Below are 16620 nucleotides of genomic sequence, written 5' to 3'. Positions count from 1 at the left end.
GACCCACATATTAAATATAAAAATTAAAAAGCCATCTTCTTTTTAGGAAGATGGCTCACCGAGATGTTATTATTTATATTTTATTTTTTGGTCACTTTAAATTCAGTTCTTCTATTTTTTGCTCTTCCTGCCGGATTGTCTTTTTTCTTGCGTTTCACTACTATTTCGTTTGGTGCAATCGGCATCGATTCTCCATAACCTTTTGAAGTTAATCTGGCAGCAGCAATACCTTTACTTTCTAAATAATCGGTACAAGATTTTGCTCTTCTGTTCGATAGATCTAAGTTATACTCATCTGTTCCAATGTTATCGGTATGAGAGCCCAGTTCGATTTCCATTTCAGGATTATCTTCCATAATCGGGATCAGGAAGTCTAATACTTTTTTAGAAGGCTCGGTAAGTTCGGCACTGTTAAATTCATAATAAACATTATCCAAAGCCATTGGGATTCCCAATTTGAAAGGGCTTAAGCAATAATCTTTATAAATCAAGGTATCTGCTTTTGCCAGTTCTTCGTAAGGATAGTTTTTAGTAATTGCGAAATAATTATCTTTTGCAAAAAGCAATTTGATCGGTCTTTTCGAATCTACTTTAAACCTGTAAATACCATCAGTACCTGTAGTTATTTTCTGTAATCCTTCGGCATTGGTTAAAGTTACATTGGCACCCGCTAAAGGTAATTTAGTTTTACAATCGGTTAAAAGGCCTGCAATAGAAAGGAATTCTTTTTTCACTTCAAACAATTCTAAACAGCAAGATGATTCGCGATCAGAACTAATGTAGCCTTTTGTTCCTTTATCATCAGTTGCGGTAAAGTAAAGATCATCTTTTGATGAGTTGAATGGATAGCCCAGGTTTTTAGGGTTTGACCAATTTACCAGATCGCCCTCTGACTCAAAGAAATCAAGGCCACCGAAACCAACTCGCCCATCGGTACTAAACAATAACTTTTTGGTTAAGGGGTTGTAGTATGGTGCACGCTCGTCATCTTCGGTATTAATGGTCGGGCCAAAATTTACCGCCTGACCTAACGAACCATCTTCTCGCACAGCACAATACCAAAGATCGAATTTACCATAACCACCACTTCTATCAGACGAGAAAAGAAGGAATTTACCATCGCTGGTGACAAAAGGCTGTGAAGAATTAAAATCTTTACTGTTTACCTGTAAACCAACAGGTTGTGGATCTGACCATTTATCACCAGTTTTTTTAGCGCTATAGATAGCATATTTTTCTTTATCTCTCCAGGTGGTAAAATACACTGTATTTCCATCTGGCGTAAAGCTGGCCGCCGCAATCTCTATATTTTTAGGAAAATTAATATCAACCTCTTTTACAGCAACATCTGTAGCGGTCAATTCGCCTTTAGCTGAATAAAGGTTATTAATAAACGGATTGGTTTTAGTTGATACCTGAACTTCTCCAGCATCAGTTTTAACTATATCTTTTTTACTTCCTACGGCAACAGGGCGCGATGAGGTGAAATAAAATTCGTTGTTAATTTTAACAGGAGCGTAATTAGAACCTAATCCATTTACGTTAGCTGGCATTTTTTTTGATTTGAACCAAACGTGGAAAACGCATTTCTTCGATCGCAAATTTGCATGATTCGATTTCCTTTTGGGCATCTTTTACCAAAGCATCACCAGGATTTTTTTGTATAAACTGCTGAAAGGCATCAATTGCCAGGTTAAATTTTTTGTTTGCCCTTAAGCTTTCGGCATAATAAAACAAGGCTTTTCTAAACCGTGTATTGGTAAAGGTTATCGCTATAGCATAATATTTTTCTGCCTCGTTAAATTCCCTATATAATCTACTGGACTCTGCTAGGTTATAAATCGATCCTTCATAATCTTCTGCCACTTTATCATCAGTCGCCGATTTTCTTTCCTTCCCATATGGTAAAATGGCCTGGGTACTGTCGCCAGTAATTTTTAAGGCTTTTTTGTAAAAAGTTGATGCTGCGTAGTAATCCTTATTCTCAAAATAAGTATCTGCAACCTTTTTATAATTCACCACATACTGCGCGTTTGCATAACTGCCAAATGCCACTAACAAAAAGAGTAATATTTTTTTCATTTGGATATCTATTATAAACGTGGACAAAAGAAGTTTGGACCAATAATTCCGTTACGGCCAATAAGTGATATTGAAAGCTCTAAACCACCGTTACTGTTTGATGCACGATTAAAGGTAGAGGTGTTTACATCATAACTTAATCCGAACACCATATTCTTTAATTGTAAACCAACAAAGGCAATTGCAGCATCTTTATTACGGTAGTTACCACCAAACAGAATGTTTGCTGATGGATTAACGTTAAGTTGTGCATAAGCGCCTACCGAAACTTCGTTTGTGTTACCCTGATACATAAACAATGCGTTGGGTACAATATCCAATAACTCTGAAGCCTTGATTCGCGCACCGCCATGTGCAGTAAAACGAACAGGGATACGTGAATTTGAACCAGAGAAACGATCCATAGGGCGGGTTAAATGCGCTGCACTTGCACCTAAGAAAACGTTTACGTTCTTGTTCGGATTACCATCAAAAAACATGATACCTGCATTTACATCAGGAACCAAAGATGATTGAGATGAAAGTGTTTCGCCGCTCATCATACCGCCATCATAGCCCGAAATTGGATTAAACTGGTTACCAAACCTGGCCTGAGAGAAATCGAAACTGCGGTTAATTACGCCGGCCTGTAAACCAAAGCTCAGCATCTGCAAGCCTTCGGCGCCAAACCTTAAACGGTACGAACCCGATACCAGGGCCGACAGGTAGTTAAAATCTAACTCCCCTGCCCTTTGGTTTAAAATGGTTGCACCAAATGCGAAGTTCTTTTTTGGCGCCATATCGAACGATGCTCCGCCTGTTAAGAAAGAACTGTTTAGTGCACTCCATTGTTGTTTAAAATTTACAGTTGCACGGTAATCGCCGTCTATCACCCCCGTTAAGGCCGGGTTAAGATATAACGGGTTTGCATAATATTGTGAAAAATGCGGATCAGTTTGTGCGAAGGACTTAGCTGTACACAGCAGCAATCCAAGCACTGCAACATATATTTTTAAAGCCGATAGTATTTTCATGGTCTTTGATTTTATCTGTTTATTATTAATCCTCTTCTTATCTAATCAGCGTTACTGTACCTTTTCTTAATGATGTTGTTCCATTTGTGAATGTAATATCAACCATGTACACATAAACACCGATCGGTTGATTTACACCTTTGAAAGTTCCATCCCATCCATTTGCTACATTATCTGATTGGAATATCAATTGACCCCACTGTGTGTAAATACTCATTTTCGCACTTGATATGGTATTGCCATAGATTAAGAAGGTATCATTCTTACCGTCGTTATTCGGCGTAAATGCATTTGGTATGTAAACCTGATCTCCAAAAGGATTAGCTGCTTTACCCGTTACCGGAGTAGAATTTGCGCTGGTTTGGCACTCAATCTGACCTCTAGCTCTTACAATGATGGTTACACTTTGATCTGGTTTCAAACCTGTAGCTAAATAGGTTGTTCCGGTTGATCCACTTGTCGGATTGATCCAGGTTAAACCATTATCTAACGAAACTTCGTAAGCCGTAGCACCTGCAACCGCAGCCCATGCAAAGGTTACACTGTTTGGTGTTGTGCTTTGCACCACTACTACTGGTTTTTCTAATACCGGCAATACATTAACCGTAACGCCTGTTCTTGTTGGGCTTGCGCAACCACCAACTGCTATTGCCTCTACATAATAGATTGTGGTAGCAGTTAAGTTTGGTGTGGTAAAGGTTATGCCTTCTGCTAATACAGCGCCTCCAGAGCTTGCAGCATACCATCTGTAAACTAATCCTGCTACCGGATTATTAACCGTTAGTATAGTTGAACTACCTGCGCAAAGTGTTCCATTTGCTGCTGTTACCGATGTCGGTGCAACTGGTACTGGTAATGCAATTACATTTACCGGTGTTCTGGATGATGAGATACAAGTTCCGTTTGCTCCTTCAACATAGTAAGTGATGTTTGCGTTAACTGCAGGTGTTGTAAAGTTTGCACCTGTTCCGGCTAACGTTCCGCCTACTGCTGCTGTGTACCAATTGTATGTTACACCCGTTTGAGAACTTGTAACTGATAATACCGCTGAACTTCCTGTACAAACATTAACCGATGTTGCTGCAACCGTTGGTACCGTAGGTTTCGCATTTACGGTTACCGTTACTTTAACACGGCCACCATTGTTATTACAACCTCCAGCACCGATTGCTACAATATAGTAATCTGTTGAAGCACTTAAAGCGGTAGTGTTGTATGTTGTACCAGTGAATAATAAATTACCAGCAACTGCTGCATTGTACCATTCGTAAGTAACACCTGCCTGTGCATTGGTTATGGTTAGTGTGGCTCCATCACCTGCACAAATGCCTCCATTCGGACCAGATACCACTGGATTGTTTGGTGCTGCATTTACTGTAATGGCTACTACCCTTGCTGTTGCAGCGGTATTTTCACATTTGTTATCACCTTTAACCGTTACGTAATACGTTGCATTTGCAGTTAATACCTGTGTAGTAAACACTGGACCTGTAAATACCACTGTATTTAAGGTAGCATCGCTATACCAGGTAAATATCGGATTGGTAACTGTTGTGCTTGTTGCTGCCAATGTTGCTGTTGTGCTTGCACAAACTGAAGTTGATCCATTTACAGTAATATCTGTTGCCACAGCACCTGGATTAACAGTAACAGTTACTGGTTTCGCATTAGCTGCGGTGTTTTCACATTTATTGGTTCCTTTAACAGTTACATAATAAGTTTTAGTAGCTGTTAATACCGGTGTGGTAAATATTGGTCCGGTAAAGGCCACACTGGTTAACGAAGCATCGTTGTACCAGGTAAATACCGGATTGGTTACAGTAGCAGAACTTGCATTGATTACCGCAGTTCCAGAACCACACACCCTAGCCGGTGTAGATAAGGTAATGTCGGCAGCTGTTGCAACTACATTTACATTAACGGTAACCACTTTAGCATTTGCAGCAGAACTTTCGCATCTGTTATCACCTTTTACTGTTAGGTAATACTTAGTTGTTGCAATTAATGCCGGTGTGTTAAATGTTGCTCCAGTAAATACTGGTGTTGTTAATGCAGCATCGCTGTACCAGGTAAATATTGGGTTGGTTACTGTTGTTGTGCTCGCTACTAAGCTGGCCGATGATCCTGCACAGATTGTTGCGTCTGTTGCTGTAACATCAGTTGCTGAAGCTACTGAGTTGACTACAATATTTACTGATTTAGCTGTGGCAGCACTGCTTTCACACTTGTTGTCGCCTTTTACAGTTAGGTAATAAGAAGTATTGGCTGTTAATGTTGGTGTGGTAAATACTGCACCTACAAAAGCTACATTAGTTAAAGTTGCGTTGGTATACCAGGTAAATACTGGGTTAGTAACTGTTGTGCTACTTGCCGTTAGTACTGCCGCAGATCCTCCGCAGATATTTGTTGATCCATTTACAACAATATCACTTGCAACTGCAATCGGATTAACTTTAATGATTACCGCAGCAGCATTTACTGCAGTGTTTTCGCATTTATTGGTTCCTTTAACGGTTACATAATAAGTTTTAGTAGCAGTTAATACCGGTGTGGTAAATATTGGTCCGGTAAAGGCCACGCTGGTTAATGAAGCATCGTTGTACCAGGTAAATACCGGATTGGTTACTGTTGATGAGCTCGCATTGATTACAGCTGTACCCGATCCACATACCAGTGTTGGTGTTGATAAAGTAATATCAGCAGCCGTTGCACTCTGGTTCACATTAACCGTTACCACTTTAGCTGTAGTACCCGAGTTTTCACATTTGTTATCGCCTTTAACCGTAACATAGTATTTGGTTGTTGCAGTTAATACAGGGGTAACGAATGATGTACCCACATAAGCTACTGAAGTTAAAGCAGCATCGTTGTACCAGGTAAATGTTGGGTTGGTTACTGTAGCTGTACTGGCTACCAAGGTAGTTCCAGATCCAGAGCAGATTGTTGCATCGGCAGCTGTTATATCAGAAGCAGTAGCAACCGGGTTAACCGTTATCGTAACTACCCTAGCTGTACCAGGTGCATTTTCACATTTATTATCGCCTTTTACAGTTACATAATAAGTGGTGGTACTGTTTAAAGCTGGTGTAGTATATGTTGCGCCAATGAAACTTACATTGGTTAAAGCAGCATCGCTATACCAGGTAAATACCGGGTTAGTTACTGTTGGTGATGTTGCACTTAATACTGCCGATGATCCTGCGCAAGCAGCTGTGCTTCCGCTAAGAATAATATCGGTAGTAGTTGCCAAAGGATTAACCGTTACGGTTACCGCTTTAGCATCTGCAGCACTATTTTCACATTTGTTCGCACCTTTAACGCTTACATAATAAGTGGTGGTGGCTGTTAATCCGGTTACCGTAAATGTAGGACCAGTAAATACTACACTTGTTAATGAAGCATCGCTATACCAGGTAAATACTGGCTGTGTAACTGTTGTACTCGAAGCCATTAACATTACAGTAGAACCCGAACAGATGTTAGCGTTGCTTACTGCAATATCTGCAGCTGTTGCAAAATCTTTAACGGTTACAGTAACCACCTTAGCGTTTGCGGCTAAATTCTCACATTTATTATCCCCTTTAACGGTTACATAGTAAGTAGTGGTGGCATTAAGTGCAGGTGTAGTAAAGCTAGCACCTACATGAGCTACAGTAGTTAAAGCCGCATTGCTGTACCAGGTAAATACCGGGTTAATTACTGTTGTTGCTGAAGCAGACAGCGCAGCTGTAGATCCTTTACAGATCGAGGTAATACCATTAACTGCAATATCTGAATCAGTAGCAGCAGGATTAACCGTTATGGTAATCGATTTTGCGCTTGCTGCTGTATTCTCACATTTATTATCGCCTTTAACCGTTACATAATAAGTGGTGGTTGCATTAAGTGCAGGAGTAATAAAGTTAGCTCCTGTAAACGCTACAGTAGTTAAGGCAGCATCGCTGTACCAGGTAAATATTGGGTTGGTTACTGTTGTGCTTGTTGCATTTAAAGTAACAGAAGAGCTACCGCAAATAGTGCTTGTTCCTGCTAAGTTAATATCGGCTGAGGTAGCAACAGGATTTACCGTAATGGTAACCTCTTTTGCATTACCTGCTGTATTTGCACATTTATTCGTACCGCTAACGGTAACATAGTATTTGGTAGTTGCGGTAATTGCTGGTGTATTAAATATTGCGCCAACAAAAGCAACTTGTGTTAAAGCAGCATCGCTGTACCAGGTAAATACCGGACTAGTTACTGTTGTACTGGCTGCAGTAAGTACTGCTGTACCAGAAGCACATAATGATGTTGTTCCGGTTACCGTTACATCGGCAGCAACTGCTGAAGGATTAACCGTAATAGAAACCTTAGTGCGTGATGAGTTTGAACAACTCGCTCCACTTACTGCTTCAACGTAATAATCGTATGTTCCTGCTGCAAGTGATGCAGATGTAGTAAAGCTACTGTTGTTGGTTACCAACATATTTCCGGCTACAGCGGCATCGTACCAGTTATAAGTAATACCTGCCACTGCCTGTACACTTAAGGTTGCAGGTGAGCCGATACAAGTTGTAGTTGGGTTGGTAGTTGATGGAATCGGTGTTACTGGTGGAGGTAAAATAGTTACCACTACTTTGGTTCCTAAAGTTTCACAACCATTAGCTGTTGCCGTTACCGAATACGTATAAGTACCAGCAGTTAAAGTTGGATCTGTTGTGAAAGTTGTTCCATTTTTTCCTGCCTGATAAGTTGAGCCTAAGTACCATTTGTACACCACGCCTGCTTGTGGGTTCTGCACACTCAATGTTGCAGATGAACCTTGACAAGCACTTGCTGTAGCGGCTGTAACTGTTGGTGTGGTGATTACGCGCTGTGCATAATCTAAATTAACAGATGTTAATGCCCCTAAAAGACCTGAGCTTAATCTTAATTCTGCTCCATCAAATTTACTGGTTGGTACGAAAGTTAATATGGCCGATGTTCCGCCTGTTAATAATTTTAAGCTAATTAATGGGTTAGATATAGAAACCGCATCGTTATTACTGGTTGTACCCTGGAAAGTAGTTACCGTTAAATTGTTTAATACTCCAACCGAAAGCAATGCACCTGGAGTGGTAATTTTCACCCTTAAAGTGTCGCCTACGTTTGATAATCCTGTAAAGCCAACCTGATGATAAACAGATGCACCAAGTAATCCCACTGGAATAACCAAACTTGATCCTGTATTGATATCGTTATCAACCGCAAAAGTAGGGTTGAAAACACCAGCTAGTATAGCCACCCCAGTTACGCCACTGGCAACTGTTGTTGTAGCCGCTCCACAAGGCGTAGTTACCGGTGTACCATTAGGAATTACAGTAACCGTTACGGTTGCTCTGCTTGTTGCAGTACATCCTCCAGGTATGGTAGCTTCTATATAATAAGTTGTTGTTGCACTTAACTGTGGTGTTACATAAGTTTCGCCAGTAAATACCGGAACTACTCCATTTGCAGTAGTGTACCAGTTAATGGTTGCACCAGCTGTACTCGACGTTGCTTTTAGTACCGCAACTGAACCTTCGCTGATGGTAATTGATGGTGGTGTAATTACCGGAACATCAATAGTTCCTAATATAATTTTACCTTCTGTTCTGGCTGATGACGAACCACAACCATTAACTGCTGCTACAAAATAACTGGTATTAGCAGTAATTAAAGGTGTTGTAAAATTATCACCTGTAAATACTAAATTTCCACCTGTTGCAGCATCATACCAGTTATAAGTTGTGCCTGCAATTGGGTTTTTAACCTGGAAAGTAACTGATGTATTCGGACAGGTATTAACAGATGCTGAAAGTAGATCTGGTGCTACCGGCGCTGGGTTCGTAGTTACATTAACTACAGTTTTATAACTCACACAACCAGTTGCAGAAACTGCAGCAACATAGAATTTAGTATCGCCTGTTAACACTGGTGTGGTAAATATGATACCGTCTTTACCAGTTAAATAAGTGCCTGTGGCATCGTACCATCTGTAAGTTAAACTTGCTGATGGGTTGCTTACTTCAAGCTGGGCAGTTTGGCCCACACAAGCCGTAACATTTGCTAATGCTACAGTTGGTGCCACCAAAATACGTTGGGCGTAATTTAAGTTGATTGATGTTAAAGCACCTAATAAACCAGAGTTTAACCTTACTTCTACCCCATCGAAAACATTCGTTGGTACAAAAGTGATGAGCGCCTGGGTATTACCACTTAACAATTGAATATTGATTAAGTTATCATTTAACAATCTCGAATCACCGTTGCTGTTGGTTCCAACATAAGTGGTAATTGAAGCATTTCCTAATAACGAAAGCGATAATAGTTTTCCTGGAGATGATACTAAAACACGTACAGTATCGCCAATTTTAGATAACGAACCAAAACCAACTCTTTGATAAACTGATGCACCAAGTGCTCCAACTGGCATGACCAATGAAGATGCTGTTTGTGTATCGTTATCAATAGCTAATGTTGGGTTAAACACGCCCGATAATAAAGCTACACCTGTAACGCCACCAACTTGAGTTGTTGCCGCCTCGCATGGTACCGGGTTTGGAGATCCATTTCCATCAACTGTGATGGTAACCTGTACGCGACTTGCAGAAGTACAACCATTGGTAGAAACAGATTCTACATAATAAGTGGTAGTAGCCAATAGTGGTGGTGTAACATAAGTAGCACCTACATAAACTGGTGTAGTTGAAGTGTTAGAAGTATACCAATTGAAAGTATTGGTTGGGTCTGGCGAACTAGCCGTTAAAATGGCCGTTTGACCTGCACTTACTGTTGATGAACTTGCAGTTACTACTGGTAAAACCGGACGAGGATTTACTGATACAGCTGCGGCAGCACGTGCAGCGCTTGTACAGCTTCCTTTAGAGGCCTCTACATAATAGGTAGTAGCCGCTGTTAATGCTGGTGTTGGGAATACTGCGCCTGTGAAAACCAGGTTTCCACCTACTGCAGCATCATACCATTTATAAGTTACTGTGGCATCTGGATTAGCAACTGATAAAGTTGCTGATGATCCCTCACAAACATTAGCAATTGTTGCCAATACGGGTGTTGGTAATGCTGGTGTAACTGTTACAGTTACCGGAATCCTGGTCACATTTGCACAGGTTCCTTTGCTTACTTGAATATAATAAGTTGTGGTAGCTGTTAAAGCTGGTGTAGTAAATGTTGCGCCAGTGGCCAATTGTGTACCACCAGTTGCAGCATCGTACCAAGCTAATGTTGTACCACCATTTGCTGTTGCAGTTAAAGTTGCTGTACTTCCGGCACAGATGGTTTGTGCACCTGCTGTTACCGTTGGGTTAGGATAAATTACCGTTGCACCATAAACATCTAAACTGGTTAAAGCCGTAACTAACGCGCCGAAGCTAACCTGTACCCTATCGTAAGCGCCGCCTGCCAATATAGTTGCAGCGAAACGGTTACCTGATAATAGCTGAAGATTTAATAGTCCGCCGCTTAATTGTACTGTTTTTACAACTGTAGTACCATTTAATACGGTAACAGTTACATTGTTTAATAGGCCAACATCTGCTAAACCGGTTGGTAATGCTAAGTCTAAACGAAGACTATCTGTGGCTGTTCCAACCGTAGGGAAAATTAATTGTTGATAACCCGATCCACCTACACCAACTGCCAGAGATATTCTGGTAAAATTAGAAGGATCAGCATCAGTAGAATTTCCTGCGCCAGTTATACCGCACAATAAACAAATTCCGTTTATACCGGAGTTTTGCGAATTAGCAGCGTTACAGGCAGTACCACCACCGTTATTTAATACCGTAACAGTTACTGGTACGCGGCTTGCACTTTTACAACCACTGGCATTTGTAGTTTCTACATAATAAGTGGTAGTTGCCGATAATGTTGGCGTAGTGAATGAAGTACCTGTACCTACCTGAGTTCCGGCTGTAGCAGCATCGTACCATTGAATGGTATTTCCAGCATCAGCCGTTGCCAATAAAGTAGTAGACTGTCCGGCATTAATTACCTGGTTGTTGGTGGTTACCGTTGCAGCAGTTGCTGGTGGGTTAACCGAAACATTAACGGCAGTTCTTGAACTTACAGCCGTTCCTGATACCGCCTCAACATAAAATACTGTTGGAGCAGTTACTGCAGGCGTTACAAAAACACCAGTATTATTAGTAACCAATGGTGTACTTCCGGTAGAAGCATACCAGTTATACGTTACACCAGCCTGCAAATTGCTAACGCTTAATGTAGCTGGGCTTCCAGCACATACTGTAGCTGCGGCAACCACTGGTGCATCAACCGTTACAGTTAAGCTATAAGCTGTTGTTGCTTTGTTTCCGTTTGCATCTGTCGCAGTTAAAGAGATGGTAAAAGTTCCACCTAAAGTTGGTGTTCCTGTAATTTCTCTTGTTGCAGTATTAAAACTTAATCCCGGAGGAAGGTTTGTTGCTAAATAAGTATATGGCGCTGTTCCACCTGTTACCGCTGGCAAAGTTTGCGTTGGGTATGGTGTACCTACAATACCGTTTGGTAAAGTTGCGCCAGGTAATGATAATACACCTATTACTTTAAGTGCATAAGCATTACTTGCTGTTCTGCCTTCACTATCAGTTGCAGTTACGCCAATTGAATAATTTCCGGCTTGTGTAGGTGTACCCGAAACTTCTCTTGTTGCCGGGTTAAACGTTAATCCCGCCGGAAGATTAGTTGCTACATAAGTATATGGACCAACACCACCAGTTGCCGAAGGCAAGGTTTGCGTAGCATAAACTGTTCCCTCAGTTCCATCAGGCAAGGTTGCTGCTGGTAACACTAAAGGATTAACAACTGTAATGCTGTAATTATTGGTTGCTGTTTTTCCGTCCACATCAGTCACTGTTACCGGTACAGTAAATGTTCCAGCTTGTGTTGGCGTTCCTGAAATTGCTCTTGTAGCCGGATCAAAAGTTAATCCCGCAGGAAGACCAGTTGCCGCATAAGTATAAGGTGTTGTTCCACCCGTTGCAGATGGAATCGTTTGAGTAGGATAAACAGTCCCTGTAGTTCCGTTAGCCAAAGTTGCCGGTGGTAACAACAAAGGATCGGTTACTTTAAGTGTATAGTTAGCTGTAATGGTATTGCCATTAGCATCTGTTACGGTTACCGGAATAGTAAATGTTCCGATTTGGGTTGGCGTACCAGTAATTTCTCTTGTAGCAGGGTTAAAGGTTAATCCTGGAGGGACACCTGTCGCCGAATAAGTATAAGGGCCTGTTCCGCCTGTTGCAGCTGGAATTCCGTTTGAAGTATATGGTGTACCTGTTACACCGTTAGGCAATGCTCCAGGAGCCAAAGCCAATGCTGGTGTTACGGTTAAAGTAAATGTTGCTGTTGTGCTACAGCCTTTAGTATCGGTTGCCACAACATCGAATGTTGGGTTTCCGGTTGCAGTTGGTGTTCCACTTACCAGGCCACTAGGCGATAAAGTTAAACCAGCTGGTAAAGTACTGCCAGCAGCTAAGGTATATGTATAACCTGGTGTACCGCCAGTAGCTACCGGAAGTTGTTTACTATAAGAAGATGCAATTGTTGCATTGGTTAACGTTGTACCTGCGAATACAATTGCCGGGTTAACCGTAATCGTTACCGGAACCCTTGTTGTATTTGAACAGGTTCCCTTAGTTACCTGAACATAATAAGTAGTAGTTGTTGTTAGTGCCGGAGTAGTGAAGTTTGCACCTGTTCCTACTTGTGTTCCGCCTGTTGGTGCATCGAACCAGGTTAGGGTTGTACCACCATTTGCAGTTGCACTTAACGTTGCTGTACTGCCCGAACAAATAGATTGAGCACCAGTAATAAATGTTGGATTAGGATAAACTACAGTTGCACCATAAATATCTAAGCTGGTTAAAGCTGAAACTAATGCCCCAAAGCTCACCTGAACCCTATCGTAAACACCACCTGCTAAAACAGTTGCGGCAAAACGGTTACCAGATAAAAGTTGAAGGTTTAATAATCCACCGTTTAATTGTACTGTTCTTACTACGGTAGTACCATTTAATACAGTTACGGTTACATTGTTTAAAAGACCAACATCAGCTAAACCAGTTGGTAAAGCTAAATCTAAACGGATGCTATCAGTAGCAACACCTGTAGATGGGAAAATTAATTGTTGGTAACCTGTTGCTGCAACACCTACAGCAAGAGAAATCCTGGTGAAGTTACTGGCATTAGCATCAGTAGAGTTACCTGCGCCATTTACAGCACATAACAAACAGATTCCATTAATACCTGTATTCTGACTATTAGCTGCATTACAAGCAGTTGCGCCACCACCGTTAATTACGGTTACCGTTACCGGAACGCGGCTTGCGCTTTTACAGCCATTGCTGCTTGTGGTTTCTATATAATAAATTTTAGTTGCAGTTAAGGCTGGCGTAGTGAACGAAGTTCCGGTTCCAACCTGTGTTCCTGCTGTTGGCGCATCAAACCAGGCGATGGTATTTCCAGCGTCGGCAGTTGCAGTTAATGTGGTGGTTTGTCCGGAGTTGATTACCTGGTTATTAGTCGTAACTGTTGCTAAAGTTGCAGGCGGATTAACCGAAACAGTAACCGATGTTCTTGAACTGATTGCTGTTCCAGAAACGGCCTCAACATAAAACACTGTTGCCGAATTTACAACAGGCGTTACAAAAGTACCGTTATTGCCAGTTACCAAAGGAGTACTTCCTGTTGATGCATACCAGTTATAAGTTACACCAGCTTGAAGGTTACTAACGGTTAAAGTTGCAGTACTACCTGTACATACAGTAGCGGAAGCTACAACCGGCGCATTTACCGTTACCGTTATTGCGTAAGTGGTAGTTGCTTTATTATTGTTAGCATCTGTCGCAGTTAAAGAAACATTATAGGTACCACCTTGTGTTGGCGTTCCGGTAATCTCTCTTGTAGTTGGGTTGAACGATAATCCCGGAGGAAGGTTCGTAGCTACATAAGTATATGGCGAAGTACCACCTGTTACTGCAGGTAATGTTTGTGGTAAATAAGAAGTACCAACAATTCCGTTAGGTAAAGTTTTTGTTGGTAAGGTTAACGTACCATTTACTTTAATCGGATAGGTGTTGCTTGCTGTTTTACCTTGGCTATCGGTAACTGTAACACCAATTGTATAATTACCTGCTTGTGTTGGTGTACCGGTAACCTCTCTTGTTGTTGGGTTAAATGATAATCCCGCAGGGAGACCAGTGGCAACATAAGTATAAGGACCAACACCGCCTGTTGCAGCTGGCAGAACTTGTGTAGCATAAGCCACACCCTCTGTTCCATCTGGAAAAGTTGCCGCTGGCAATACCAATGGGCTATTTACAGTAATGCTATAATTGGTCGTTACCGTTTTTCCATCAGCATCTGTTACCGTAACTGGTACAGTATATGTACCGGCAGTTGTTGGCGTACCGGTAATGGCTTTGGTTGATGGATTAAAAGTTAAACCCGGAGGAAGACCTGTTGCCGAATAAGTATAAGGCCCTGTTCCCCCAGTTGCACTTGGAATAATCTGCGTAGGATAAACTGTCCCTGTTGTACCATCAGCTAAAGTGGCTGGAGGTAATAATAAAGGATCAGTAATTTTTACAGTATAATTCGAAGTAATGGTATTACCGTTCGCATCAACAACCGTAACTGGTATGGTATATATTCCAGGTTGAGTTGGTGTTCCGGTAATTTCTCTTGTTGCTGGGTTAAATGTTAAGCCTGGAGGAACACCAGTTGCAGTATAAGTATATGGTCCTGTTCCACCGGTTGCAGCCGGAATAGTTTGCGTTGGATAAACCGTTCCTGTTAAACCATCAGGCAGTGCACCTGGCGTAAGCACCAATGAGGCTGTTACCGTTAAATTATAAGTTGCGGTTGCATTACAGCCTTTGCTATCAGTCGCAACAACTGAAAAAGTGTAAGCATTGGCTACAGTTGGTGTTCCGGTAATTGCACCTGTTGATGATAAAGTTAAACCTGCTGGTAATGTACTCCCTGCTGCTAAAGCATAAGTATAACCTGCTGTTCCGCCTGTAGCTACATCCAGTTGTTTAGAGTAAGCAAAGCCTGGTGTAGCATTGGCTAATGTTGCCCCATTAAAAATAATTTGCGGGTTTACTGTAATTACAACAGGAATCCTTGTCGATTCGGCCGTACAGCCCAATCTTCTGGCAGCAACATAATAAGTTTTATTAGCGGTTAATGCAGGTGTAGTAAAAGTACCATTAAAAGCAACTGTTTGTAATGCCGTTCCTCCTTCAATGGCATCATACCATCTCAGCTCGTTGGTATTTGGCGTAGTTGCATTTAAAGCTACTGTACTATTATAACATGCAGCAATTGCAGTATTTGCTGGCGTTGGCCTGCCCGCAGAGCGGATTACACCATAAACATTAAGGGTTTGTGTAAGGTTTAATGTTACCACCGAACCTAGTGTTACCTTCACCCGGTCGTATACCACATTTGCACCTGGAGAAAAAGGTATCGACACCGCTTGCCCACTATTTAATAAACCCAGTAAATCTAGATTTAACGTAGTTGGAACCGATCCCGTATATACCTGAGTACCGCCGTTGTATGCTGTTATTGAAATATTCTGTAAAAGCCCTGCAGTTAGTAAAGCGGGGGTTGAACTAAATCTAAGGTTAATATCGTCACCAGGATTTGATGGCGTTGCAAAATAAAAATTTTGGCTAATGGATGAACCCACGCCTAATATACCTAAACTGAGTTGAGAAAAATTATTTGGATCTGAATCGATTGCCCTTTCACTATTGGTTACCCCCGAACTGCCTAATTGTAAAGCATCGAGTGTAATCCCAGTGCCTTCGTACCCTGTAGTAAATGCCTGCGCACAAGGATCATTACCAGAAGTATAAAATGAATAATAAACCTTTGTACTATTATTAGTTCCAAGTAAAAGTGCATTGGTTACATCTTTTACAAACACCCTGTCGTAAGCCTGTGTAGGGGTTATTGCAATATAAAAGAAACCATTTGCGTCTTTTACCAAACGCAGATTATCAGAAGAAAACCCATCTACGCTATTACCGCCGGTTGGGGGTACTGCTGAAGCGCCGTTTCTGGCCCCCACCTGGAATGAATGGTTTCCAAGAATTACCGTTCCACCCACATTGGCCAGTATGGTACCTAAACTACCACCTAGTAACCTGTTCAGGATATCCCCATCAAACTCTATTCTGACATAAGAGGTAACTCCCGCAGCTACAGAAGCCGGATATTTTAATTCCAGCTCTCCACTGAATGCACCTATACCCAGTAGCGCTCCACCATACGAATTAACGGAGGCAAAAGTGTTGTCGTTTAAGGTTGCATTTGTTGCGTTAGTTACATGATCCGACTTGGTTGCTGTATTTGCAAAAATTTTAGTTTGCGCATACGATTTAGCGGAGAAGAGCGTTAATAGAATGATGATTGCAACACAAGTATTGCGGAATATCCCTATTCGGGACGAGAAAGTATGAGTTTTCATCATGTCAGGCGTTATTTTAGGAGACTT

At 41.5% G+C, this 16620-nt stretch carries 4 protein-coding genes; all 4 read right to left on the bottom strand.

Annotated elements, in window-relative coordinates; all coding sequences use genetic code 11:
- Nucleotides 1-80: 80 nt before the first annotated feature.
- From QF042_RS04720 to QF042_RS04705, 4 genes are read right to left on the bottom strand one after another with little or no spacing between them, the layout of a single operon-like run.
- Nucleotides 81-1553 (bottom strand): OmpA family protein, encoded by a 1473-nt coding sequence (locus tag QF042_RS04720; protein WP_307525848.1) that lies wholly within the window; start codon nucleotides 1551-1553, stop codon nucleotides 81-83.
- Nucleotides 1543-2082 (bottom strand): tetratricopeptide repeat protein, encoded by a 540-nt coding sequence (locus QF042_RS04715; protein WP_307525846.1) that lies wholly within the window; start codon nucleotides 2080-2082, stop codon nucleotides 1543-1545. Before QF042_RS04715 ends, QF042_RS04720 begins: the two co-directional genes overlap by 11 nt.
- A gap of 11 nt (nucleotides 2083-2093) precedes the next feature.
- Nucleotides 2094-3095, bottom strand: a complete 1002-nt coding sequence (locus tag QF042_RS04710) for a PorP/SprF family type IX secretion system membrane protein (RefSeq protein ID WP_307525844.1) — start codon at nucleotides 3093-3095, stop codon at nucleotides 2094-2096.
- A 37-nt stretch (nucleotides 3096-3132) separates the two neighbouring features.
- Complete coding sequence (locus QF042_RS04705) at nucleotides 3133-16596, bottom strand: putative Ig domain-containing protein (RefSeq protein WP_307525842.1); 13464 nt, start codon at nucleotides 16594-16596, stop codon at nucleotides 3133-3135.
- Nucleotides 16597-16620 lie beyond the last annotated feature (24 nt).

The sequence above is a fragment of the Pedobacter sp. W3I1 genome (assembly GCF_030816015.1).
Taxonomy (GTDB): Bacteria; Bacteroidota; Bacteroidia; order Sphingobacteriales; family Sphingobacteriaceae; genus Pedobacter.
The sequence above is the reverse complement of the archived record's forward strand: the minus strand, read 5'-3'. Positions and strand labels throughout refer to the sequence as shown.

Excerpts from the sequence above, each read along its gene's own strand:
- QF042_RS04715 (WP_307525846.1), bottom strand. The coding sequence starts at position 2,082 with ATGAAAAAAATATTACTCTTTTTGTTAGTGGCATTTGGCAGTTATGCA.
- QF042_RS04720 (WP_307525848.1), bottom strand. The coding sequence starts at position 1,553 with ATGCCAGCTAACGTAAATGGATTAGGTTCTAATTACGCTCCTGTTAAA.
- QF042_RS04705 (WP_307525842.1), bottom strand. The coding sequence starts at position 16,596 with ATGATGAAAACTCATACTTTCTCGTCCCGAATAGGGATATTCCGCAAT.
- QF042_RS04710 (WP_307525844.1), bottom strand. The coding sequence starts at position 3,095 with ATGAAAATACTATCGGCTTTAAAAATATATGTTGCAGTGCTTGGATTG.